Genomic DNA, 23,280 nt, shown 5'->3' on the forward strand with positions numbered 1-23,280 from the left:
GCAAGGACGTCCCACACGTGACCCCACCACTCACTGGACCGCGCCTTCTCAGACGCTCCCTGTCCGCCTCCCTCTCCCTCGTACTCGCCGCGGCGGGAACCGCCGCCGCGGTCGTCCTGGCCGGCGCTCCCCCGGCGCAGGCCGCAGCGGTCCCCGCGCCCTCGCCCGTCGGGATATCCGGCCGGGGCGCCACCGTCCCGTTCAAGGAGCAGGAGGCCGAGTACGCCGCCACCAACGGCTCCCTGATCGGCCCCGACCGCCTCTACGGATCGCTGCCGTCCGAGGCGTCCGGCCGGCAGGCCGTCACGCTCGACTCGGCCGGTGAGTACGTCGAGTTCACGCTCACCGCCCCCGCGAACGCCATGACGTTCCGCTACTCGCTGCCCGACAACGCGGCCGGGACGGGCCGGGACGCCTCTCTCGACCTGCGGGTCGACGGCTCCTCACTCAAGAGCGTGCCGGTGACGTCGAAGTACGGCTGGTACTACGGGGGCTACCCGTTCAACAACAACCCGGGCGACACCGATCCGCACCACTTCTACGACGAGACCCGGACCATGTTCGGGTCCACCCTGGCCGCCGGTACGAAGATCCGGCTCCAGGTCACCTCCACCGCCGCCTCGCCGTCGTTCACCATCGACCTGGCGGACTTCGAGCATGTCGCGGCACCGGTCGGCAAGCCGTCGGGCGCGCTGGACGTGGTGACCGACTTCGGCGCCGACCCCACGGGGGCCGCCGACTCCACCGCGAAGATCCAGGCCGCGGTCGACGCCGGCCGCACGCAGGGCAAGGAGGTGTACGTCCCGCAGGGCACCTTCAAGGTCCAGGACCACATCGTCGTCGACAAGGTGACCCTGCGCGGCGCGGGCCCCTGGTACAGCGTGCTGACCGGCCGTCACCCCACCGACCGCGGCAAGGCGGTAGGCGTGTACGGGAAGTACGCGGCGCAGGGCGGCAGCAGCGACGTCACCCTCAGGGACTTCGCCATCATCGGCGACATCCGTGAGCGGGTGGACAACGACCAGGTCAACGCCATCGGCGGGGCCATGTCCGACTCGGTCGTCGACAACGTCTGGATGCAGCACACCAAGTGCGGCGCCTGGATGGACGGCCCGATGGACGACTTCACCATCAGGAACAGCCGGATCCTGGACCAGACCGCAGACGGGGTGAACTTCCACTACGGGGTCACGAACTCCACGGTGACCAACACCTTCGTCCGCAACACGGGTGACGACGGTCTGGCCATGTGGGCGGAGAACGTCCCGAACGTGAAGAACAGGTTCACGTTCAACACGGTGATCCTGCCGATCCTGGCCAACAACATCGTGACGTACGGCGGCAAGGACATCACGATCTCCGACAACGTCATGTCGGACACGATCACCAACGGTGGCGGGCTGCACATCGCCAACCGGTACCCGGGTGTCAACTCGGGGCAGGGCACTGCCGTCTCGGGTACGCACACAGCCGCCCGCAACACCCTGATCCGCACGGGGAACAACGACTTCAACTGGCGCTTCGGCGTCGGTGCGATCTGGTTCAGCGGCCTCAACGAGCCGATCAACGGTGCGACGATCAACATCACCGACAGCGAGATCCTGGACAGCTCCTACGCCGCGATCCACCTCATCGAGGGCGCGAGCAACGGGCTGCACTTCGACAACATCAAGATCGACGGGGCCGGGACGTACGCCCTCCAGATCCAGGCCCCGGGCACGGCTTCGTTCGACAAGGTCGTCGCCACGCACATCGCCCAGTCCAACCCGATCCACAACTGCGTCGGAAGCGGCTTCCAGATCACGCAGGGCGCCGGCAACTCGGGCTGGTACGCGAACCCGCCCGCCTGCACGGGTGTCTGGCCCGCCCCGGTGTGGACCAACGGCGGTGTCCCCGGGGGCGGCGGGCCCACGGACCCGCCCGATCCCACGGACCCGCCCGAGGAGACGGGCAACCTCGCTCAGGGACGCCCCGTGACGGAGACGGGCCACGCCGACGTGTACGGCGCGGGCAACGCGGTGGACGGCAACGCCGACAGCTACTGGGAGAGCCGCAACAACGCCTTCCCGCAGTCCGTCACCGTGGACCTCGGCGCCGCCGAGGCGGTCGGGCGGCTGGTGCTGAAGCTGCCTCCGGCCGCCGCCTGGGCGACGCGCACCCAGACGATCGGTGTGACGGGCAGTACCGACAACTCCGTGTACGGCTCCCTGAAGGCGGCGACGGGGTACACCTTCGATCCGTCGAGCGGCAACACCGCGACGGTGACGCTCACCGGGACTCCGGTGCGGTACCTGCGGCTGACGTTCACCGCGAACACCGGTTGGCCGGCTGGTCAGTTGTCCGAAGTGGAGGCCTACACCCACTGACCGCGCACACGGCCGAGCTTGGGTCCGGTGGTCGTTGCAACACCGGACCCAAGCTCCGCCGCGCCAGTCGCTGTGCGGGGAGAGTCAGGACCCGGACGTGAAGGACTCGGCGGCCGGAGCCACTTCGGCCGGGCGGACCACCTTGAGGCCGCCGGGGATCTTGGCGTCGGGCTTCATGACGACGGTCTCCCGGGTGGACGGCGCCGACGGGTCGGTGAAGTCGTGCGAGATCCCGAAGTCACCACCGAAGTCCTTGACCGTGAGCAGCGCCTTGTCGACGCCCTCACGGGTCAGGTCCTTCGACTCGCAGGCCTTCTTCAGCGCCTCGCCGAAGACGGATGCCGCGTTGTATCCGGCGATGACGCCGTTGTCGAGGCCGTCCTTGGGGTACTTGGCGGCGTATGCCTCGGCGAGCTTCGCCGGGCCCGCACCCGCGTCACCGATGGGCAGGGTGGAGGCACCGATGTAGTAGTCCTTCTGCAGGGCCGCCCCCGCCTGGGTCGCCAGCAGCTGAGGGGCGTACGCCGAGTTGTTGCCGACGACCGGGACAGCGAAGCCGGTGGCGGCGGCGACACCGACCAGCGAGGCCGCCTGCCGGGGACCCGCGCTGACGATCACCGCCTTCACGCCGGCCTGCTTGAGCGCGGAGACCTGGGCGGTCATGTCGTTGTCGGTCGGCTTGATCTTCTGCTCGACGACCGTGAGGCCCGCCTCCTTCGCCGCGTGCTTGGAGCCGGCCAGGGCGTTCTCGCCGTAGTCGCCCTCGAAGTAGACGTGACCGATCTTGTCGCCCTTGGCGATGCGCTTCTCGTCGAGCAGGAAGTCGACCAGGTTGATCGTCTCGACGTCGTACGTGGCGCCGATGACGCGGACGTACTTGGACCCGACCAGGTTCGCCGACCACGCCTGGGGCAGGACGATGCCCTTGTCCTGGCCGTCGATGCGCGACTCCACGGCCGAGACGAACGGGGAGCCGATGAACTGGGTGAAGCCCAGCACGTCCGGTTCGAGCTCGGTGTAGGCGCCGATCGCCTTCTGAGGGTCGTATCCGTGGTCTCGGACGGTCAGTTCGATCTGCCGTTCGCAGATGCCGCCCGCCTTGTTGGTCTCCTCGACCCAGAGCTGCTGGGCCTGGGTGACGCTCTTGCCGAGCGAGGCGTACACGCCGGTCATGTCGGTGAGGGCGCCGAGGGTGATCTTCGAGTCGGTGACGCCCTCCCCGGTCTTCACCCCGCTCTTGTCGGCGGAGCCGTCGTCGGACGACTTGGCCTTCCCGCTGCATCCCGCGAGGGCGAGGGTGAGGGTGAGAGCCGCCGCGACGGCTCCGACAACACGTGACTTCATTTCTTCTTCTCCCCTGGAGTCTTCAGACGCGCAATGCCGCCGGGCAGGAACAGGACGACCGCGACGACCGCGGCGCCGTACAGATAGCGGGACGCCTCGCCCGGTGCGATGCCGCCCGTACCAGGGGCGGACACCAGGGGGAGGGAGTCGCTGTAGTGGGTGAGCACCTGTGGGAGCAGCGACACGAACGCGGCGCCGACGACGGCTCCCGCGACGCTGCCCAGCCCGCCGATGACGATCATGGCGAGGTATTCGAGGGACAGGATCATGCCGAAGTACTCGGGCACGGTCCGCTGGAAGACCAGCGCGAGCAGGACGCCCGCGAGGCCCGCGTACATGGAGGACAGGACGAACACGCCGGCCCGGTACCTGGCCACCGGCACCCCCATCACTCCGGCGGCGATCCGGTGGTCCCGGATGGCGTTGAGCGCCCGGCCGGGCCTGCCGCGCAGCACCCCGCGGGCGAAGAGCCCGCCGGCCAGGAGGGCTGCCAGGCCCAGGTACCAGAGTTTCTCGGACGACTGGAAGGGCACCGCGGCCACGACCACCTCGGCGTCGTCGAAGGTGAACCCGAAGAGCGAGAGGGGCGGTACCGGACGGCCGTTGAAGCCGCCGGTGAGCGAGCCCGCGTTGAACAGCACGTGCTGGCCTATGAAGATCAGCGCGAGCGTGGCGATGCCGAGGTAGGCACCGCTCAGCCGCCCCGCGATGGGGCTGAAAAGCCCGCCCGCGGCGCCCGCGAGGAGCACGGCGAGGACGGCCGCGAGCCAGGTGGGCAGGCCCAGGCCGGTCATGGCGTGGCCGTTCTCCGTGCTGCTCTCCCCCGCCAGGACGCAGTAGCCGTACGCGCCCACCGCGAGGAAGAAGGCGTGGCCCATGGAGAGCTGGCCGGTGGAGCCGGTGAGCAGGTTGAGCCCGATGGCCCCGATCGCGGCGGCCATCGCGAACAGCCCGGCCTGGAGCCAGAAGCGCTCCAGGTAGAAGGGGAACAGGAGGAGCAGGACCGAGCCGGCGAGCCAGAGGTAGGGGGCGGGCCGGCGCAGCGACACCCCTGTCGCGGGGGCTGCCCCGGCCGTGGTGACCGGCGCGGTGGGGTCCTTGGTTGCCTCAGACACGGGACAGCTCCTTCGTACCGAAGAGTCCCGCCGGCCGGACGAGCAGGACGACCACCATCACCAGGTACGGCGCGAGGTCCCCGATGCCGCGTCCGAGGAAGGAGAGGTCGCTCTGGTAGCCGGTGGCGAGTGACTCGGTGACTCCGACGAGGAGTCCGCCGACGAGCGCCCCGGTCGTCGAGTCGAGACCGCCGAGGATCGCGGCGGGGAACGCCTTGAGGGCGGCGAGCGAGGTGGCCCGTTCCAGGCCCGGGGTCGGGAACACGGTCAGGAAGAGTGCGGCGACGGCGGCGAGCGCCCCGGCGACCGCCCAGGCGGAGAGGGAGACGCGGCCGAGGCGGATGCCCATCAGCGCGGCGGTCTGCGGGTTCTCGGCCGCCGCTCGCATGGAGACGCCCCACGAGGTGAAGCGGAAGGCGAGCAGGAAGGCCGTGATGAGCAGCCCCGCGACGAGGAACGCCGCGATGCGCGTCTCGGCGAGGGTGACGCCCCCGACGGTGACGACGTCGTCGCCCCACGGGTCGCCGAGCGACATGACGTCCGTCCCCATCCGCCGGACCAGTTCGGTGGTGAGGAGGATGTCGACGCCGATGGTGACGATGGCCAGGACGCTCTGGTCACTCCCCCGGTAGCGGCGCATCACGAGGAACTCGACCGCCGAACCGACGACGGCCGCGCCCGCGATCCCGACGCCGAGCGCGGGCCAGAAGCCGATGTCGTCGTGGAGTACGGCGGTGACGTATCCGCCGGCCAGGAGCAGCGAGGCGTGGGCGAAGTTGACGACCTCGGTCGCCTTGAAGATGACGACGAAGCCCAGGGCGATCAGTGCGTAGACCGAACCGATGGACAGGCCGCCGAGGAGGAGTTCGATGAAGGTGGTCATTCCTGTGCCCCCAGGTAGGCCTGCACGACGGCCGGGTCGTTCTGCACCTCGGCGGGCGTGCCACCCGCGATCCTGCGTCCGAAGTCGAGTACGGTCACCGCGTCCGCGAGCCGCATCACCACCCCCATGTCGTGCTCGACCATGACGATCGAGATGCCGAGGCTGTCGCGCACACCGGCGACGACGGCCGCGGTGCGGCGGCGTTCGTCGGCGGTCATGCCCGCGATGGGTTCGTCCAGGAGCAGGACCTCGGGCTCCATGCACAGGGCGCGGCCGAGTTCGACGAGCTTCTGCTTGCCGTACGGGAGGGCTCCGGCCGGGAAGTCGAGTTCCTTGTCCAGGCCGATGAACTCCGCGATCTCCCGCACCCGTTCGAGATGGCGCCGGGCCTCCCGGGTCGCGGAGGGCAGCCTCAGCCCGGAGGCCACGAACCCGGCGCGGGTGAGCCGGTGCCGTCCGAGCATGAGGCTCTCGGCCACGGTGGAGTGAGGCGGCAGCGCCAGGTTCTGGAAGGTGCGGGCGACGCCGAGGTCGGCGATCCGGTGCGGGGCGAGTCCGGTGAGTTCGGTGTCGCCGAGGTGCACGCTGCCCGAGGTGGCGCGGTAGACGCCGGAGAGCACGTTGAAGGTGGTGGACTTGCCCGCGCCGTTGGGTCCGATGACGGCGTGCACACTGCCCGGTTCGACGGTGAAGGACACCGCGTCGAGGGCGGTGAGTCCGGCGAAGCGTACGGTCACGTCGCGCACGGTGAGGGGGGCCGGGGAGGTCGTCACGCGGACCACCTGCTCAGCGTGCGGGTGACGCCCTCCGCCTGTGCGGCGTCCTCGGCGGCGGTCTCGTCGACGACGCCGAGATAGCGGCGGCGTACCTCGTCGGATGCGGCGAGCTCGTCGGCGGGGCCGTCGAGTGCGACCTCGCCGACGTCCAGGACGTACGCCGTGGAGGCGAGCCGCAGCGCGATGGCCGCGTTCTGCTCGACGAGCATCACGGAGGTGCCGCTCGCGTTGATCTCCTGGATCGTCTCGGCGATCCTGGCCGCCATCAGCGGGGCGAGGCCGAGGGACGGCTCGTCCAGGAGCAGCAGGCGGGGGCCGGCCATCAGCGCGCGGCCCATCGCCAGCATCTGCTGCTCGCCTCCGGACAGCAGTCCGGCCCGCTGGTGCGCGCGCTGGGCGAGCACCGGGAACAGTTCGTGTACCCGGTGGAGGGCGGCGGCCGCCGCCTTGCGGCCGCCGCGTGCCCCGAGTGCGCCCGCCCGCAGGTTGTCCGCCACCGTCATCCGGGCGAACACCTGCCGCCCTTCCGGCACCTGGATCACTCCTGCCGCCACCACCTGGGCGGGGCGGAGCCCGTCCAGGGGCCGGCCGTCGAAGCGGATGGTGCCCGTGCCCGTCCCGCGGTGGAAGCCGAGGGTCCGCGACACGGCCCGCAGCAGCGTGGTCTTGCCGGCGCCGTTGCCGCCGAGTACCGCGGTGATCGCGCCGGCCGGCACGTCGACGGAGACGTCGCGCAGTGCCCGTACCGGGCCGTAGCCCACGGACAGTTCGCGGATCTCGAGCGTTGCCATGCGTCCTCCTCCTTCCGACTGGTCGTCGTGGTGCCACAGACCAGCAGCGGGCACGGCGCGCGTCCACGGCCCCGGGCGCACTCGCTGCGGGTGACCAGTCTTCGAAGGGCCGGGTTGTGCGCGTGCACAGAGGGAGGTGGCGCGCCGCCGTCCCCGGGCCGGCCGGTGGCATCCTCACCAGCCATGAGCGGCTCGGCTGCGGGACGGAGCGACAACATGCGGCGGCGCGGTGACGAGCGGGGCGGGGCGCTGCTCGACGCCCTGCTGGAGGGCCGGTCGGAGCCGGGCCTCACGGCGCGCGCGGCAGGCGGTCTGGACCTGCCGGAGCAGGGGCGTTACGCGGTCGCGGTGCTGCGGGCGGGCGAGGGCGGACCGGCGGGCACCGCGATGGAGGCGGAAGGACTGCGGTTCTTCCGGAGGAGGCGGGCGGACCGCGAGTTCGTCGTCGTCGCCCTGGGCGACCTGGATCCGGCGGCGTTCCTCGCGCTGCTGGTGCGGTGCTGCGCGGGCCCCGGCGGAGTCGGCCCGGTGGCGGAGGGCCTGGCGGGGCTGGGGGCCGCGCGGCGGCTGGCGGAGCTGGCGCTGCAGACGTGTCCGCCGGGCACGACGGAGTTCGTACGGCTGGAGGAACGGCTGCCCACGGCGCTGGTGGTGAGCCAGCCGGAGCTGGCGGCACGGCTGGTCGCGGACGTCTTCGGCCCGTTGCTGGCGCTGGCCCCGGCGGACCGGGCGCTGCTGGTGCGGACGCTCGAGGCGTGGCTGGAGTGCGGAGGGTCGGCGGGGAGGGCGGCCGGGCGGTTGTACTGCCACCGCAACACCGTGCTCAACCGCCTGCGGCGGCTGGAGCGGCTGACCTCGAGGTCGCTGTCACGGCCGCGCGAACTGATCGAGATGATGCTGGCGCTGGACGCCTTCAGGCTGACCGCGCCGCACCCGTGAGGGGAAGGCCGGGCGGGCCTCCCCTCACGGCGGCGCGTCAGGACCGGCGGTACGTCAGGACCGCGGTACGTCAGGACCGGCGGCGCGTCAGGACCGGCGGTACGTCAGGACAGGCGGCGCGTCAGGACAGGAAGTCGCGGGCGATCGCCTCCGCCGCGCGTTCCAGCAGGGGGCCGGCCTGCGCCATGCAGACGGCGGGGTCCGGTTCCAGGTCCGTCAGGGCGTAGGCCCGGCTGATACCGGCCCGGACGAGTGCCTCCGGCGGCAGGGCGAGGCGTCCGCACACCGCGACGGTCTCCACTCCTGCGGTGCGCGCCGCGGCGGCGACGCCGGCCGGGGCCTTGCCGTGCAGTGTCTGCTCGTCGAGCGAACCCTCACCGGTCACGACGAGTGTGGCGCGGGCCAGCGCGGGGGCGAAGCCGAGGACGTCGAGCATGACCTCGATGCCGGGCCTGAAGCGTGCGCCGAGCGCGACCAGTGCGCCGTAGCCGATCCCTCCGGCGGCGCCCGCTCCGGGCAGTCCGGCGGTCTCGGGGCCGAGCACGGACGCGTAGTGGACGAGAGCCGCGTCGAGGACGGCGATGTCGTCCTCGGTGGCCCCCTTCTGCCGTCCGTAGACCTCGGGGGCACCCTTGGGGCCGGTCAGCGGGTTGTCCACGTCGCTGGCCAGGATCAGGTCGATGTCCGCGAGCCGGGGGTCGAGCCCGGTCAGGTCGGCCTCGGCCAGCTCCGCGAGCGCGGCGCCGCCCGCGCCGACGGGCTTGCCGCCGCCGTCCAGGAGGCGTGCCCCGAGCGCGGAGAGCATGCCCGCGCCGCCGTCCGTCGTGGCGCTGCCGCCGACACCGAACACGATCGTCCGGGCGCCCGCGTCGAGCGCGGCCGCCAGCAGTTCGCCCGACCCGTACGTCGTCGCCGTGAGCGGGGCGAACTCCCCCGCCGGCAGGTGCTGGAGGCCGGAGGCCTCGGCCATCTCCACCACCGCGGTGGTGTCGCGCACCGCGTACGCCGCCGTGACCGGGGTCCCCAGCGGGCCGGTCACCCGCGCTTCCCGGCGCTCGAACCCGGCTGCCACCGCCGCCGCGACCGTGCCGTCCCCGCCGTCCGCGACGGGCAGGGTCTCGACCCTCGCCCCGGGTACGACACGCCGGAGCCCGGCCGTCACCCGCTCCGCGACCTGCACTGCCGTCAGCGAGCCCTTGAACTTGTCCGCCGCCACGAGCACGTGGGGGGTCTCCATCGCTGCTCCGTCCGTCACCTTGCATCCCTTTGCTTTCGAACAGGCAGTCGCGCCGCCCCGACCATATCGGGACCACCCCTGATCTGCCCATGGCTGTCCGAAAGCACGTGCACGGCCCCTGAGGGCTGTCCCGTGATCCCCGGTGGGTCGGCGCACGGCGTCAGATGCGGCGCATCGCAAGGCGGAAGAACGCCCGCATACCGGATGTGTTCGGGCGTTCCGACAACGCGCGAGGTGCCGTAGCTGTCGTCGTGCGCCCGCCAGGGATCACGGGACAGCCCTTACGCTGCCTCTGTGACCACCTCTGATGACTACGCCACCTACATCGCAGGACTCCCCCGCGTACTGGCCGGGGCCGCCACTCTCTTCCGGGACGGGCGGGGACGGGTCCTGCTCGTCGAGCCGAACTACCGGGAGGGCTGGGTGCTTCCCGGCGGCACCATCGAGTCCGGCGACGGCGAGAGCCCCCGGCAGGCCGCGCGCCGCGAGACCGCGGAGGAGATCGGCCTCGACCTCGCGCCGGGCCGGCTGCTCGCGGTGGACTGGACACGGGGCCCCGCGCGTCCGCCGATCGTCGCCTACGTCTACGACGGCGGTGTGCTGGAACAGGAGCAGTTCGACGCGATCCGGATCCAGGAGGACGAACTGCTCTCCTGGCGGCTGGTGGACCGCGCCGACCTCGCCGGCCACCTGCACGGCCGGCTGGGGCTGCGCATCGGGGCGGCGCTGGAGGTACTGGACTCCGGTGCGGGGGCGGCCGAGCTGGAGGACGGCGCACGGGTCACGTGGTGAGGAGTCAGCCCTGGTGGTCCTGCGGCCTGGCGTCGGCCTCCCTCCGCGCGTCGTCCTGCGCGGCGGCGCGCGCCTCGGTGCGGTGTCCGCGCGCGATGTAGTCGCGTACGACCAGCTCGACGGCGTCCTGCGGATTGCCGACGCCCGCGAGCACCATGACTTCCACGACGAGTTCCGCGTCCAGACTGACATTGACCTTGGCCATGGCCCGGACCTTATGGGGTGACCGCGGAAATGTCATCGCGGCGGGACGACCCCGTCCGTAGGCTCGGGCCATGACTCTCGTCGCGATCCTCAGCGGCGCCGGTGTCTCCACGGACTCCGGCATCCCCGACTACCGCGGTCCGCAGGGCCTCTGGCGGAAGGATCCGGAGGCGGAGAAGCTCGTCACCTACGACTTCTACATGTCCGACCCGGACATCCGGCGCCGCTCGTGGCTGATGCGCCGCGACGCCGCGGCGTGGAACGCCGAGCCCAACGCCGCCCATCGTGCGGTGGCCGCGCTCGAACAGTCGGGCACTCCGGTCCGGGTGATCACGCAGAACGTCGACGGACTGCACCAGAGGGCGGGGCTCTCCGCCCGTAAGGTCGTCGAACTCCACGGCACCGCCCGCGAAGTGGTGTGTACCCGCTGCCACGCACGGTCGGCCATGGAGGAGGCGCTGGCCCGGGTCGAGGCGGGGGAGGCGGATCCGCCCTGCTCGGTCTGCGGCGGCATCCTGAAGTCGGCGACGGTGATGTTCGGCGAGCGCCTCGATCCCCAGGTTCTGGCGGAGGCGATGGCGATCACCAAGGCGAGCCAGGTGTTCATCGCGGTGGGTACGACGCTCCAGGTGCAGCCCGCGGCCTCGCTGGCGGGGATCGCGGTGGAGCACGGGGCCCGGCTCATCGTGGTGAACGCCGAGCCGACGCCGTACGACGAGCTGGCCGAGGAGACGGTGCGCGAACCCATCGGGACGGCGCTGCCCGCACTGCTGGAACGGCTGTCCGCGGGCGGTCGAGAGTCTGCGCGCCGACCGGACGTGTCGTCATCGACGTCTGCCGGTAAGGGACTTGCTCCATACGACCGCAGCACGGCTGACTGACGCCGGTCGCTTCACGAGGAGACCGGCTTCTTCCTGCGGAGAAGCGCTCGGGCGATCCGGAACAGGGCAAGGCCAAGAGCACTGACGGTGAGGACGGCGAGAACGACGATGGTCGGGTTCACCCAAACGGGCACGAGACCGACGTGCTCGTTGCACGCGTCCGCCAACGGGAAGTAGGACGTGCCATCCGCTCCCGTGCGGTCGCGCCACGCCTGGTCATATGTGGTGTGCAGGGTGAGTTCGCAGGTTTCCCGGACGTCCAGACCTCCTGCGAAGACGCCGATGCCCCACACCATGACGGTGAGGCCGCCGGCGATCAGGGCGGAACCGATCAGCGCCACAGGCCGCTTGTGCCATCGCGGACGCCGTCCCGCGCCGCGCCGCAGCATCAGCAGCCGTGCCAGGACGGCCAGGAGGGGAACTGCGAAGATGAGGTGTAACACCAGTCCTGCGCCTTCATGAAGCCAACTGTCCGACGGGTGGTCAGGTGACCCGGAAGTGCCTCGGCGCAGTAGGAACGAGGATCGTCGGGTCCCTGTTCCCGCTGCCGCCGGAGGCACTCCGGCCCGGGTCACCGGTCGTCCTTCTCCTCCAGCCCGGCGCGGATGCGGCGGGAAGGGCTGAAGGCGTACAGGTCCAGGATCTCCGGCGGGTCGGCGAGGCCGGGGCCGCCCTCCGCCGCCCACGTGGCGATGTCGGCGACGGCCTGCGGGTCGTTGACCAGTCCGAGCCAGACGGGGCGGCCGCCCGCGCGGCGGCCCTCGGCCGAGGGCTGTACGACGATGACGTTGCCGTGCTCACAGGCGTCCAGGCACTCCACGGCCCGCACGGTGGCGGCCCCGTCGAGGGACCCGCGCAGCTGCGCGAGCTGTCCGGCGTGGTCCACGCCGGGGATCTTCGGGGTGCCGCAGCAGCAGCCCCGGCAGACGCTCACCGTGGGCCGGGACGGCCCCGTCGCGGCGGCCTTGCGGGGGCGACGGCTCATGCGGGGGCACTCCCGGGGACGGCGTGGACGATCACCCCAGGACTGTACCGAGCCACTCACCCGCAGGTCCGATGGGGTATCGTTGACGGCTGCGAAGGGGAGTAGCCCCGCAAACCGGTCGTCGACACACTGGAGCCTTCGGGTTCCCGGTGGCCGGGCTCGTAGATGCTTACGGGTGGGCGAGACCTTCGGTCAGGTATGACACGTCCGCGTCCTGCGGGCGGCGCCGTCATGCCGGGCCGAGTGGTCCTCCGAAAAAGCCCGAGCGGCACTTCGCGGAAGGCCCGGGGCCCGGCTCTCACAGAAAGCCACCCGGAATGCATCTCGACCTCCTGGCGATTCTCACCGCCTTCGGCCTGATCTTCCTCGCGGAGCTCCCCGACAAGACGATGTTCGCCTCGCTGGCCATGGGCACCCGCATGCGGCCGCTCTACGTCTGGTTCGGCACCTCGTCCGCGTTCATCGTGCACGTCGCCATCGCGGTCGGAGCGGGCGGGCTGATCGGCCTGCTGCCCGACTGGACCGTCAAGCTGGTCTCGGCCGCCCTCTTCGCGTTCGGCGCGTTCATGCTGCTGCGCAGCGGTTCGGGTGACGAGGACGAGGACGAGGAGATCAAGACCGTCACCGGCTTCTGGCCGGTCTACTCGACGGCCTTCATGGCGGTGTTCATCAGCGAGTGGGGCGACCTGACCCAGATCACCACCGCGAACCTCGCCGCGAGCAACGGTGCATGGTCCACGGCCATCGGGTCGGCGATCGCCCTCATGTCGGTGTCCGCGCTGGCGCTGCTCGCGGGCCGGTTCATCGCCAAGCGGGTGCCGCTGAAGACCGTGCAGCGGATCGGCGGTCTGTGCATGCTCGGCCTGGCGATCTGGTCGGTCGTCGAGATCTTCACGAGCTGACCGTGCGGGCCGGGCCGGGGTGCCCGGCCCGGCCCGGCCGCCGGCGCTCAGAACAGGGCCGGCGCCTCACCCTCCGTCCCTCGTTCGAAGGCGAGCAGCCGTTGCTTGCGGTCCAGCCCGCCGCCGTAGCCCGTCAGGCTCCCCGAGGCTCCGACGACTCGGTGGCAGGGGACGATGATTCCGACAGGGTTCCTGCCGTTGGCGAGGCCCACGGCGCGGGAGGCGCCCGGTTTGCCGAGGTTCTCGGCGAGTTCGCCGTAGGAGCGGGTCCCGCCGTACGGAATCCGTACGAGTTCGGCCCAGACGCTCCGCTGGAACGGTGTGCCGGCCAGGCTCAGCGGGAGGTCGAACTCCGTCAGCTCCCCCGCGAAGTAGGCGTCCAGCTGACGGGCGGTCTCGGCGAAGGGCCGCGTATCGGGTACCCCGAAGGTCTCCTCGGGCGGCCGGTGCCGCTGGCCCGTCATGTAGAGACCGGACAGCACGCCGTCGGTCGCGACCAGGGTGAGTGCCCCGTAGGGGCTGTCGACGACCGTGTGCCGCCGGGTCGTCGTGGGTGTGGTGATCACGGTTCGTCCTCACGCCCTCAGGCGGGCAGATGGTTGATGGGGTGGTCGTCGACGGTCCACAGGTACTGCACGGCGTAGGCCCGCCAGGGGCGCCACCGCGCGGCACGTGCGGTGAGGGCCGCGGGGGTCGCCGGCAGGCCCAGTTGTCCGGCCGCTCTGCGCATCCCGAGGTCGGTGGGGAGGAAGGCGTCCGGGTCCCCGAGGGCCCGCATGGCGACGACCTCGACGGTCCAGGGTCCGAAGCCGGGCAGAGCGGCCAGTTCCGCGCGTGCCCTCTCCCAGTCGGTGCCCTCCTCCAGTCGCAGGGACCCGTCTGCGAGGGCGGCCACGAGCGTGGTGAGCGTGGTGCGCCGGCTGCGCGGGAGCGCGAGCGCCTCCGGGTCGAGACCGGCCAGCGCCCCGGGCGTCGGGAAGAGATGGGTCAGGCCGCCTCCGGGGTCCTCCACCGGCGTCCCGTGTGCCCTGACCAGCCGGGCCGCGTGGGTGCGGGCAGCGGCCGTGGAGACCTGCTGTCCGAGCACCGCGCGTACGGCGAACTCAGCCGGGTCGACCGTGCGTGGCACCCTGCGTCCGGGGGCGGCGTCGACCAGCGGGGCGAGCACCGGGTCCGAGCGCAGCTGTTCGTCCACGGCGACCGGGTCGGCGTCCAGGTCGAGGAGCCGGCGGCAGCGGCTGATGGCCTGGGTGAGGTCGCGGGGGTCGGTCAGGGAGAGCCGGCAGTCGATGTGGCCTGGCCTCGGGGTGAGCGCCACGATGCCGTGCCCGTGCGGGAGGGTGAGCGTGCGCCGGTAGGCGCCGTCACGCCATTCCTCCACGCCGGGGACCGCCGTCGCGGCGAGGTGTCCGAAGAGGTTGCCGGGGGTGAGCGGGGAACGGTACGGCAGCCTGAGGGCGATGCCCCCGGGGGCCCCCGGGGTGCGGCGGCCTCGTGACGCGCGGGCACGCAGTTCGCCCGGGGCGAGGGCGAAGACCTCCCGCACGGTGTCGTTGAACGTGCGGATCGACGAGAACCCGGCGGCGAAGGCGACTTCGGCCATGGGGAGTCCCGTGGTCTCGATGAGGACCCGGGCGGTCTGGGCACGCTGGGACCTGGCCAGCGCGAGCGGGCCGGCGCCCACCTCGGCGAGGAGCTGGCGCTCGACCTGCCGGGCGGAGTAGCCGAGCCGGGCGGCGAGCCCCGGTACACCCTCGCGGTCGACGACCCCGTCCTGGATCAGGCGCATGGCCCGGGCTACGGAGTCGGCGCGGGCGTTCCACTCCGGCGAGCCGGGGCTGGTGTCGGGCCGGCAGCGCTTGCAGGCGCGGAATCCCGCCTGCTGGCAGGCGGCCGCGCTGGGGTAGAAGGTCATATTCCCGGCCTTCGGCGGCACGACCGGGCAGCTGGGACGGCAGTAGATCCGGGTGGTCAGGACCGCGGTGAAGAACCAGCCGTCGAAGCGGGCGTCCTTCGAGCGGACGGCCCGCACGCAGCGCTCGGTGTCGGTGTGCATGGTCCAAGCATCGGGCACCGGGGGCGGGACGGCTGGCGGAAATCCGACATGGACCTCGCGCGGAAATCCGACTCGAGTTCGCGCCATCCCTCCCTCCCGGGTCCGGCCGCGAGGCAACGGGACCCTTCCAGATCATTCACGTCAATGAACTGTAATCACGTACCAATCTATTGACGCGCTCACGACAGGACTCTACGGTCCGAGAAAGCGCTTTCCCCTCACTTGGGCGCGGTGTCGGCCTGCTCGTTCGTTCAGAAACCCGAACGGACGCGTTGCCGCACCGTGCCCCGACAGGAAGGGCCACCCCCATGTTGAAGAAGCCCGTCATCGCTTGCATCGGCCTGCTGTCCGGATCACTCCTCGCACTGTCCGGCACCATGGCCCAGGCCACCTCCACGCCCCTCAGCGCCCCGACCGCCGACGCCCTGTACGTGGCACCGGGCGGCGACGACGACGCCGCCGGAACGCAGTCCGACCCGACGACCCTGCCCTCGGCGATCGGCCGCGTCTCCCCGGGCGGGACGATCTACCTGCGCGGCGGGACGTACGCGTACTCCGAGACGGTCACCATCCCGCCGGGCAACGACGGCACCTCGGCCGCCCGCACGACGCTCGCCGCCTACCCGGACGAGACACCGGTCCTGAACTTCGCCGCCATGAGCGAGGCCCCGGCGAACCGGGGCCTGGCGGTGAACGGCGCGTACTGGCACGTCGACGGCATCGTCGTCGAGCACGCCGGCGACAACGGGATCTTCGTCGGCGGCAGCAACAACGTCATCGAGCACGTCGTGACACGCTTCAACCACGACTCGGGCCTCCAGATCTCGCGGATCGCCTCCGACACCCCCGACGCCGAGTGGCCGGCGAACAACCTCGTCCTGAGTTCGGAATCGCACGACAACGCGGACTCCGACGGCGAGGACGCGGACGGCTTCGCCTCGAAGCTCACGTCGGGCCCCGGGAACGTCTTCCGGTACACCGTGTCCCACAACAACATCGACGACGGCTGGGACCTCTACACCAAGTCGGAGACGGGTCCCATCGGGCCGGTGACCATCGAGGACTCCCTCTCCTACGACAACGGCACCCTCTCCGACGGAACCGTGAACTCCGACGGCGACCGCAACGGCTACAAGCTCGGCGGCGACGGCATCGAGGTCGACCACATCGTCCGGCGCAACATCGCCTACGGCAACGGCCACCACGGGTTCACCTACAACAGCAACCCCGGCTCGATGGCGGTGTCCGACAACGTCAGCATCGACAACGCCGAGCGCAACTTCTCCTTCGACAAGGGCACTTCGGTGTTCCGCGGCAACGTCTCGTGCCGTGACGACGACGGTTCCAACGACAAGACCGTGGGTGACGCCGACGGTTCCAACCAGTTCTGGACCGGCTCCAACGGGTCCGCCTGCTCCGCCTACTCCGGCGCGATGGACTGGTCCTTCGCCGGGGACGGCTCCCTCGTCGTCACCTTCGGCGGCAACAGGGTGACGCCGTAGTCGCACACGTCCGTGGCCACCACACCCCCGCCGGTCCGTCCGCCCCGCCCGGGCGGACCGGCGGGGCACGGTCGCGCCCACTGCGGGACAGTGAGGTTTCGGTCACCTTCACGCAATGAAACATTCCGGAAACGCGACGGCGTCCTATGTGAAACGCACGCCCGCGACTCTCTCTGGGCCGGACCCCACGCCGCCCCGAGGAGGGACCCTCTCTTGACCCCCGTGACCCTGGCCGCGGCAGGCCTCGACACAGGCGACACCGCCTGGCTCCTGGCCGCCACCGCTCTCGTCCTGCTGATGACACCTGGCCTCGCCCTGTTCTACGGCGGCATGGTCCGCACGAAGAGCGTCCTCAACATGCTGATGATGAGCTTCGTGTCCATCGCTCTGGTCACGGTCGTCTGGCTGCTCGCCGGCTACTCGCTGGCGTTCGGCGACGACACGTTCGCGGGACTGATCGGCGGACTCGGCCATGCCGGCATGGTCGGCATCGGTCCGGACGATCTCACCGGCAGCGTGCCCACCCTGCTGTTCACCACGTTCCAGCTCACCTTCGCGATCCTCACCGCGGCACTGGTCAGCGGGGCGATCGCGGACCGCATGAAGTTCGCGGCGTGGCTGGCCTTCGTGCCGGTGTGGACCCTTCTCGTATACGTTCCCGTCGCCCACTGGGTCTGGGGACCCGGCGGGTGGATCAAGGACTCGCTCGGCGCCCTGGACTTCGCCGGCGGGCTCGTCGTGGAGATCACGTGCGGAGCGTCCGGCCTGGCCCTCGCCCTGGTGATCGGACCCCGGATCGGCTTCAAGAAGGACGCGATGCGTCCGCACAACCTGCCGATGGTGATGCTCGGCGCGGGGCTGCTGTGGTTCGGCTGGCTCGGGTTCAACGGCGGCTCGGCACTCGGCGCCAACGGTCTGGCCGCGGCGTCGGTCCTCAACACCCTCGTCGCGGGCTGCACCGGTCTGCTGGGCTGGCTCTTCGTCGAACAGCGACGCGACGGGCACCCGACCACCTTCGGCGCGGCGTCCGGCGTCGTCGCGGGACTGGTGGCGATCACTCCCGCGTGCGGGACCGTCGGCGTGCTCGGTGCCACCGTCGTCGGGCTCGTGGCAGGTGTCGTCTGTTCGTACGCGGTCGCCTGGAAGTTCCGCCTCGACTACGACGACTCCCTGGACGTCGTCGGTGTGCACTTCGTGGGAGGCGTCGTCGGCACGCTGCTCGTAGGGCTGTTCGCGACGGCCGCGATGACCGGCGGCGTGGACGGTCTCCTCTACGGCGGCGGAGCGGGCCAGTTCGCCCGGCAGGCCGTCGCGGTGCTCGCCGTGGCCGCGTACACCTTCCTGGTGACGTACGGGATCGGCAAGGGGATCGACCGGCTGATGGGTGTGCGGGCCTCGGAGGAGGAGGAACTCACGGGCCTGGACCAGACGGTGCACGCGGAGAGCGCCTACGATCACGGCGGCCTGGGTCATGCCGCCGCGCAGACCCCGGGCCATTCCGCACTTCGCCTCCAGGACAGGAGCACCGCCCCATGAAGCTCATCACCGCGGTCGTGAAGCCGCACCGCCTCGACGAGGTGAAGACCGCTCTGCAGGACCTCGGCGTGAACGGGATGACCGTCACGGAGGCCAGCGGGTACGGACGCCAGCACGGCCACACCGAGGTGTACCGGGGTGCCGAGTACAGGGTGGACCTGGTCCCCAAGATCCGCATCGAGGTGCTCGTCGAGGACGCGGACGCGGAGCCGGTCATGGACGCGGTGGTCCGCGCCGCCCGCACCGGCAAGATCGGCGACGGCAAGGTGTGGGCCCTGCCCGTGGAGACCGCCGTGCGGGTCCGCACGGGCGAGCGGGGGCCGGAAGCCATATGAGACCTCGCCGGGCGGCCGGGCCGGGCCGAGTCCCCGACCGTCCGCACCGGGGACTGCAGCCGCTGCCGGATCGCACGGCGATCGGTTCGCCGGGGCGGGCGTAGCCGGCGCCCGTCGCGTCGGACCCACCGCGTCATCGAGCGCAGAAGCGCAGGCCGTGCCGGCCGGACGCCGGAACCCCGATTCCCGGCGGACGCCGCGGTCTGAGACGCTGTCGTGGTGGCCGATTCCGTCCACCACGATTCCCACGGCGAGCGTGCCGCCGCCGAGTTCGGAGTTCGGCAGTGCTTTTCGACGTCATCCCGGGGGAATTCGCCGACCTCCTCGGCGAGGACCGGGTCGCGACCCTGCCCGCGACCGCCTTCCCGCCCTCCGCCGCGTCCACCGAGGGCGCGCGCCTCCTGCAGAGCGTCGGCGTGCCCTCCGGGTCGCTCTGGCTGCGCGAGCCCGACGAGGGCTCCGGCCGGCTGCCTCTCGTCCAGGACGTCGTCCACATCGAGGACGTCGAGGACGCCTCCGAGGCCGCGGGCGGCTGGCCGGTCATCGGCTGGCTGCTCAACGCCCACCTGGCCCTCGACCCCGTTTCCGGTGCGGTGCACGCCTTCGATCCCGACGAGGGAACCGCCCAGGAACTCCACACGGACGTCTCCTCCCTCCTCCAGGTCGCCCTCCGGTTTCACCGCCTGCTCGAGGAGTTCACCTTCGGCGACGACGAGGAAGCCGGGTTCGAGCGCCTGGAGAGCGAGGTCGAACGCATCCGTCAGGAGACGAGCGGCGTCGACCCGCTCCCCTTCCGTGACGACGGGACCCTGTGGTCGGTGATCGGCGAGGAGATCGCCATGGGACAGCTCTTCAGTGGTGGCAGCCCGGGGGCCCGCTCGCTCCACGGGTGATCGCCGCCGGCGCCGTTCGGTCACGGCGCGGCCCTCGGGCCGTCCTTCGTGCGGACCGGCCCACGGCCAGGGCCCGTGGGCAGTTCATCGGGTCCGCCGCCCGGATCGGATACCGTCCTGACCATGACGACTGCCATGACCAGGACGGTCGATGACGTGAACGTCGGGGACCTGCTGCGCGGCTGGCGCAGGCTGCGAGGTGTCACCCAGCTCGAACTCGCGCTGCAGGCCGAGAGTTCGGCGCGGCACATCAGCTTCATCGAGACCGGGAGGTCCACGCCGAGCCGCTCCATGGTGCTGCATCTCGCCGAACATCTCGACGTTCCCGTACGCGAGCGCAACTCGCTCCTCATGGCGGCGGGTTACGCCCCCTCCTACCCCGAGACGTCACTGACAGCCCCGGCGATGACAACGCTCCGAGCCGGCCTGGACCAGTTGCTGACGGCCTACGAACCGTTCCCCGCCCTGGTGATGAACGGGATGTACGACGTGGTGGCCGCGAACAAGGGTGTGGGGACGCTGCTCGAGGGGGTGGCCGGCCATCTGCTGCAACCGCCCCTGAACGCCATGCGCCTGACGCTGCATCCGCAGGGCCTGGCCCCGCGGATCCGCAACCTCGGCGAGTGGCGCGCCCATCTGCTGGAGCGGATGGACCGGCAGGCCACGCTGCGTTCCTCGGACGCGTTGCGCGGCCTGTACGAGGAGGTCGCCGCCTACCCGGCGCCGGCCCGCGGCACCCGCACCGGCACGGACGGGCGGACGGACGGGCAGTCTCCGGCCGCTCACCCGTACGCGCTGCCGCTCCGGATCGAGGCGGGCGGGCAGGTGCTGTCGTTCATCTCGACGGCCACGACGTTCAACACCCCGATGGATGTGACCGTCTCGGAGCTGGCCGTCGAGACGTTCCTGCCCGCCGATCCGGAGACGGCCGCCTTTCTCCGCGCGGCGGGCTGAGCGAGGGTCACGCCTGCGGCAGGCGGTCCAGGAAGCCCGCGACGCTGATGATGCGGCCGTCCTCGGCGAGCGTGATCACGTCGAATCCGGCCGCGGGAGAGGACCCGTCGGCGGTGGAGACGAGGTCCCAGGTGAAGCGCACCAGGTCGTGGTGCGCGTCCGGCGTACCGGTGAGCTCGAACCTGAATCCGGCGAACTGCTGCTGGGCACCGGCGATCGCCGCCGTGATCCCGTCGTGGCCCCTGGCCTCGACCAGCGGGTCGGTGTAGGTCCCGTCCTCGGTGAACGCCGAGGCCACCGCCTTGACCAGGTCCTCCGGGGTGGCGGCGTTCCAGGCGGCGAAGTAGCGCTCGACGGCGGTCTCGTGGATGGTCATGGCGTGTCCTCTCGTCGGTACGGGCGCACCCGGGCGGGGCGTCCCCGCGGGGCGGGGCTCCCGCCCACCGGCGTGCCGCCCTGCCCTGCGTACCGGCAGCGTGCCGCACGTGTGGCAGGGGGTCGATTACCGCCGAGGTAATCCTCCGGCCCGCACCGGACCTCGCCCGGTCCCCCTCCTCGCGGGACGACGGAGCGGACGGGTGGTCGGGTCAGCCGGTCGCCGTGTCCTGCCCCAGGGCGTACAGGCGGGGCAGGTTGACCACGATCGCCTCCTGGGTGCTGCGGGCGATGACGACCACGGCCTCCTCGGTGGGGTCCGGGTTCTCCTCGCGGTGCGGGACGAACGGCGGGACGAAGACGTAGTCGCCCGGCGAGGTGCGCAGGCGCACCTCCTCCGGCTCGTCCCCCGAGTCGTCGACGAAGACGAACTCGGGGTGTCCGCTCACCACGTGGATGGCCGTCTCGGACTCGCCGTGGTGATGGTCGGAGGACGCCGTCGAGGGGGCGACATGCGTCTGGCCCATCCACAGCTTCTCGGAACCGACGGTCTTCCCGCTCACCGCGCCGAACCTGCGCATCCCGCCGGTCTGCGCCGTGTCCCCGTCCAGTGCGTCCGCGCGGATGTGGTGCAGACGGCTGCGCAGGGGGGCCGCCGCGCGGCCCGGGGTCTCGTGGAGATGGGGGTGGAAGCCTTCTCCGGGGGTCGTCAACGGCTCGCTCATGGCATGGGACGCTAGGTCGGCGGTGAAAAGGATGTCAAGAGGTGTCCTTTCCCCTTCACCTGCGGCAATGTTCCCGCAATCTGGAGCGGGGCGTGGCAGCGGAGCAACCGGGAGAGCCTCGCCCGCCGCCGTCGCGCCGGGCATGATGTGGGTATGCATATCTCCGCGAAGGCGGACTACGCCACGCGGGCCCTTCTGGAGCTCGCGAGTGATCCCGGCCGTCCGCTCTCCTGTGAAGCCATCGCCTCCTCGCAGGAGATTCCGTTCAGATTCCTGAAATCCGTGGTGGGCGAACTCCGCAGGGCCGGGCTGGTGCGCAGCCGGCGCGGCTGCGAGGGGGGTTACTGGCTGGGCAGACCGGCCGAGGAGATCGCGCTGCTGGACGTCGTGCGCGCCGTCGACGGTGAACTGCTCACCCTGCGCGGTGAGTCGCTGAGCGCGCTCGACTACCCGGGCCCGGCGGTGGGGCTGCCCGGGGTGTGGAGACAGGTCGAGTCGGAGGCCGCGGCGGTCCTCGGCGCGCTCACGCTGGCGGCGCTGCTGCCCGCCGACGTACGCGAACGGCCCTCCGCGGTCGGTGCCGCGTGAGCGTCGGGCCGGGTGCGCCGCTGATGGAGGTGGTGGAGTACACCGATCCGATGTGCCCCTGGGCGTGGGGCTCGGATCCGGCCTTCCGCAGGCTGCGGACCGCGCTGGACGGCCGGGTCCGCTGGCGGCGTGCGTACGCGGTCCTCTTCGACGACGAGGACGACCCGGCACCCGATCCCGCTGCCGAGACCGCCCACTACGCGAGGTACGTCGAGGAGATCACCGCGCACACCCGAGCGCCTCGTGCCGCCCGGCTGAGCCGGGTCGCGGCGAGTTCCTGGCCGTCGTCGCTCGTTGCCGCCGCCGCCGAGCTCCAGGGACCGGACGTGGCCGACCGGGCCCTGCGCCGGCTCCGGGAGAGCGTCTTCGTGCTCGGTGAACCGGCGGACACCATGGAGACCGCGGTGTCCGCCACGCGCGGCGTCCAGGGCCTGGACCCGGTGCGGCTCAGGTCGGACGCGGGGTCGCCCGGGGTGCTGGAACGGGTGCGTGCCGACCGTGCGGAGGCGCGGCGGCCGGTCCCCGAAGTCCTGTCCGTGCGGAGCGGATCGCCGCATCCGGGCGCGGCGAAGGAGACGTTCGACGGCGGGTACCGGTACGCCTTGCCCACGCTGCTGCTGCGCACCCCGTCGGGACGTCGCGTGGTCCCCGGATGGCGGCCGTACGCGGCCTACGCGGGGGCCGTCGACGAGCTCTGCGCGGGGCTCCTGGACGGCTCCCCCGCGCTCTCCCCGTCGGAGGCGCTGGAGCGCCACCGGAGCCTGACCGGGCCGGAGCGCCACCTGCTGGCGGCGGGGGCGTGGCCCCCGGCGGGTGCGGTCCCGCTGGACACCGCGAACGGCCCTATGTGGCTGCATCCTGACGAACGGTCAGTGCATCCGTCGGACCTTCCCGGCCTTCCGTAGCGCTCTGATCTGCGGTTGAGTCCCGTCCCGCTGAATGAGACACCAATGGGTGTCCATTGACAGGCGTGGACGGCTGCCGCAAGGATATGGCCATGCTTTCGACGCACCCCGGTGTGGTGTGCCGCTACGTGGACCTGCGGCGCACCTCCAGCGCACTCTGTCGCTGACCGCCCACCACCCCCCTTCCACAGGCGCT

General features: G+C 71.5%; 25 protein-coding genes. 12 read left to right on the forward strand and 13 right to left on the reverse strand.

From position 1 onward, the window contains the following. Positions 1-17 precede the first annotated feature (17 nt). On the forward strand, positions 18-2,366 hold the full coding sequence (locus LWJ43_RS04930) for a galactose-binding domain-containing protein (RefSeq protein WP_277331050.1): 2,349 nt from the start codon (positions 18-20) through the stop codon (positions 2,364-2,366). Positions 2,367-2,450: 84 nt separating this feature from the next. Here LWJ43_RS04930 and LWJ43_RS04935 read toward each other — a convergent pair whose 3' ends face one another. Genes LWJ43_RS04935 through LWJ43_RS04955 form a run of 5 tightly spaced genes read right to left on the reverse strand, consistent with a single transcriptional unit; the run spans position 2,451 to position 7,275 of the window. Further along, positions 2,451-3,710, reverse strand: a complete 1,260-nt coding sequence (locus LWJ43_RS04935; RefSeq protein WP_277331051.1) for an ABC transporter substrate-binding protein — start codon at positions 3,708-3,710, stop codon at positions 2,451-2,453. Next, positions 3,707-4,825, reverse strand: a complete 1,119-nt coding sequence (locus LWJ43_RS04940; RefSeq protein WP_277331052.1) for a branched-chain amino acid ABC transporter permease — start codon at positions 4,823-4,825, stop codon at positions 3,707-3,709. The genes LWJ43_RS04935 and LWJ43_RS04940 overlap by 4 nt, the downstream gene beginning before the upstream one ends. Beyond that, on the reverse strand, positions 4,818-5,708 hold the full coding sequence (locus tag LWJ43_RS04945; RefSeq protein WP_277331054.1) for a branched-chain amino acid ABC transporter permease: 891 nt from the start codon (positions 5,706-5,708) through the stop codon (positions 4,818-4,820). The genes LWJ43_RS04940 and LWJ43_RS04945 overlap by 8 nt, the downstream gene beginning before the upstream one ends. Further along, complete coding sequence (locus LWJ43_RS04950) at positions 5,705-6,490, reverse strand: ABC transporter ATP-binding protein (RefSeq protein WP_277331055.1); 786 nt, start codon at positions 6,488-6,490, stop codon at positions 5,705-5,707. The genes LWJ43_RS04945 and LWJ43_RS04950 overlap by 4 nt, the downstream gene beginning before the upstream one ends. Further along, positions 6,478-7,275 carry an ABC transporter ATP-binding protein gene (locus LWJ43_RS04955; RefSeq protein WP_277331056.1) on the reverse strand — a complete coding sequence of 266 codons (798 nt, stop codon included), beginning with the start codon at positions 7,273-7,275 and terminating at the stop codon, positions 6,478-6,480. Before LWJ43_RS04955 ends, LWJ43_RS04950 begins: the two co-directional genes overlap by 13 nt. Before the next feature lie 183 nt (positions 7,276-7,458). On the opposite strand from LWJ43_RS04955, the gene LWJ43_RS04960 reads away from it, so the two are divergent. Beyond that, complete coding sequence (locus tag LWJ43_RS04960; protein WP_346771971.1) at positions 7,459-8,214, forward strand: PucR family transcriptional regulator; 756 nt, start codon at positions 7,459-7,461, stop codon at positions 8,212-8,214. A gap of 121 nt (positions 8,215-8,335) precedes the next feature. Here the strand turns inward: LWJ43_RS04960 and LWJ43_RS04965 are convergent, their stop codons facing one another. Beyond that, complete coding sequence (locus LWJ43_RS04965) at positions 8,336-9,451, reverse strand: glycerate kinase (RefSeq protein ID WP_277331057.1); 1,116 nt, start codon at positions 9,449-9,451, stop codon at positions 8,336-8,338. A gap of 294 nt (positions 9,452-9,745) precedes the next feature. Between LWJ43_RS04965 and LWJ43_RS04970 the strand changes: the two genes are divergently transcribed. Beyond that, a complete protein-coding gene (locus LWJ43_RS04970) occupies positions 9,746-10,243 on the forward strand; it encodes an NUDIX domain-containing protein (protein WP_277331058.1) in 498 nt (165 codons plus the stop codon). A 4-nt stretch (positions 10,244-10,247) separates the two neighbouring features. Here LWJ43_RS04970 and LWJ43_RS04975 read toward each other — a convergent pair whose 3' ends face one another. Continuing rightward, positions 10,248-10,448, reverse strand: coding sequence for a type II toxin-antitoxin system VapB family antitoxin (locus LWJ43_RS04975; protein WP_277331059.1), 201 nt, complete (start codon positions 10,446-10,448; stop codon positions 10,248-10,250). Positions 10,449-10,518: 70 nt separating this feature from the next. Here LWJ43_RS04975 and LWJ43_RS04980 point away from each other — a divergent pair, with 70 nt between their 5' ends. After that, entirely contained in the window at positions 10,519-11,328 is an 810-nt protein-coding gene (locus LWJ43_RS04980) for an SIR2 family NAD-dependent protein deacylase (protein ID WP_277331060.1), read from the forward strand. Positions 11,329-11,339: 11 nt separating this feature from the next. On the opposite strand, the gene LWJ43_RS04985 is transcribed toward LWJ43_RS04980, so the two are convergent. Beyond that, complete coding sequence (locus LWJ43_RS04985; RefSeq protein ID WP_277331061.1) at positions 11,340-11,771, reverse strand: hypothetical protein; 432 nt, start codon at positions 11,769-11,771, stop codon at positions 11,340-11,342. Positions 11,772-11,899: 128 nt separating this feature from the next. Then, complete coding sequence (locus tag LWJ43_RS04990; RefSeq protein ID WP_277331062.1) at positions 11,900-12,313, reverse strand: (2Fe-2S) ferredoxin domain-containing protein; 414 nt, start codon at positions 12,311-12,313, stop codon at positions 11,900-11,902. Between the two features lie 317 nt (positions 12,314-12,630). Here LWJ43_RS04990 and LWJ43_RS04995 point away from each other — a divergent pair, with 317 nt between their 5' ends. Further along, complete coding sequence (locus LWJ43_RS04995) at positions 12,631-13,215, forward strand: TMEM165/GDT1 family protein (RefSeq protein WP_277331063.1); 585 nt, start codon at positions 12,631-12,633, stop codon at positions 13,213-13,215. A 47-nt stretch (positions 13,216-13,262) separates the two neighbouring features. On the opposite strand, the gene LWJ43_RS05000 is transcribed toward LWJ43_RS04995, so the two are convergent. Next, positions 13,263-13,778 carry a methylated-DNA--[protein]-cysteine S-methyltransferase gene (locus LWJ43_RS05000; RefSeq protein WP_277335811.1) on the reverse strand — a complete coding sequence of 172 codons (516 nt, stop codon included), beginning with the start codon at positions 13,776-13,778 and terminating at the stop codon, positions 13,263-13,265. Positions 13,779-13,798: 20 nt separating this feature from the next. Next, positions 13,799-15,271 (reverse strand): AlkA N-terminal domain-containing protein, encoded by a 1,473-nt coding sequence (locus tag LWJ43_RS05005; RefSeq protein WP_277331064.1) that lies wholly within the window; start codon positions 15,269-15,271, stop codon positions 13,799-13,801. 308 nt (positions 15,272-15,579) lie between these two features. On the opposite strand from LWJ43_RS05005, the gene LWJ43_RS05010 reads away from it, so the two are divergent. The 5 genes from LWJ43_RS05010 (at position 15,580) to LWJ43_RS05030 (ending at position 20,491) form a co-directional block, all read left to right on the forward strand. After that, positions 15,580-16,773 (forward strand): right-handed parallel beta-helix repeat-containing protein, encoded by a 1,194-nt coding sequence (locus LWJ43_RS05010; protein WP_277331065.1) that lies wholly within the window; start codon positions 15,580-15,582, stop codon positions 16,771-16,773. Positions 16,774-16,986: 213 nt separating this feature from the next. Further along, the gene (locus LWJ43_RS05015) at positions 16,987-18,309 is read left to right on the forward strand and encodes an ammonium transporter (RefSeq protein WP_277331066.1); all 1,323 of its coding nucleotides are present in this window, start codon (positions 16,987-16,989) and stop codon (positions 18,307-18,309) included. After that, a complete protein-coding gene (locus LWJ43_RS05020) occupies positions 18,306-18,644 on the forward strand; it encodes a P-II family nitrogen regulator (protein WP_277331067.1) in 339 nt (112 codons plus the stop codon). The genes LWJ43_RS05015 and LWJ43_RS05020 overlap by 4 nt, the downstream gene beginning before the upstream one ends. A 284-nt stretch (positions 18,645-18,928) precedes the next feature. Next, on the forward strand, positions 18,929-19,537 hold the full coding sequence (locus LWJ43_RS05025) for an SUKH-4 family immunity protein (protein WP_277331068.1): 609 nt from the start codon (positions 18,929-18,931) through the stop codon (positions 19,535-19,537). A gap of 135 nt (positions 19,538-19,672) precedes the next feature. Then, positions 19,673-20,491 (forward strand): helix-turn-helix domain-containing protein, encoded by an 819-nt coding sequence (locus LWJ43_RS05030; RefSeq protein WP_277335812.1) that lies wholly within the window; start codon positions 19,673-19,675, stop codon positions 20,489-20,491. A 7-nt stretch (positions 20,492-20,498) separates the two neighbouring features. On the opposite strand, the gene LWJ43_RS05035 is transcribed toward LWJ43_RS05030, so the two are convergent. Together LWJ43_RS05035 and LWJ43_RS05040 are read right to left on the reverse strand one after the other, a co-directional pair. Then, positions 20,499-20,867 carry a nuclear transport factor 2 family protein gene (locus LWJ43_RS05035; protein ID WP_277331069.1) on the reverse strand — a complete coding sequence of 123 codons (369 nt, stop codon included), beginning with the start codon at positions 20,865-20,867 and terminating at the stop codon, positions 20,499-20,501. A gap of 211 nt (positions 20,868-21,078) precedes the next feature. After that, complete coding sequence (locus LWJ43_RS05040) at positions 21,079-21,591, reverse strand: cupin domain-containing protein (RefSeq protein ID WP_277331070.1); 513 nt, start codon at positions 21,589-21,591, stop codon at positions 21,079-21,081. A 153-nt stretch (positions 21,592-21,744) separates the two neighbouring features. On the opposite strand from LWJ43_RS05040, the gene LWJ43_RS05045 reads away from it, so the two are divergent. Then, positions 21,745-22,179 carry an RrF2 family transcriptional regulator gene (locus LWJ43_RS05045; RefSeq protein ID WP_277331071.1) on the forward strand — a complete coding sequence of 145 codons (435 nt, stop codon included), beginning with the start codon at positions 21,745-21,747 and terminating at the stop codon, positions 22,177-22,179. Further along, positions 22,176-23,084 carry a DsbA family oxidoreductase gene (locus LWJ43_RS05050; RefSeq protein ID WP_462100863.1) on the forward strand — a complete coding sequence of 303 codons (909 nt, stop codon included), beginning with the start codon at positions 22,176-22,178 and terminating at the stop codon, positions 23,082-23,084. Before LWJ43_RS05045 ends, LWJ43_RS05050 begins: the two co-directional genes overlap by 4 nt. Positions 23,085-23,280: the final 196 nt, after the last annotated feature.

The organism is Streptomyces sp. JH34 (assembly GCF_029428875.1).
Taxonomy (GTDB): domain Bacteria; phylum Actinomycetota; class Actinomycetes; order Streptomycetales; family Streptomycetaceae; genus Streptomyces.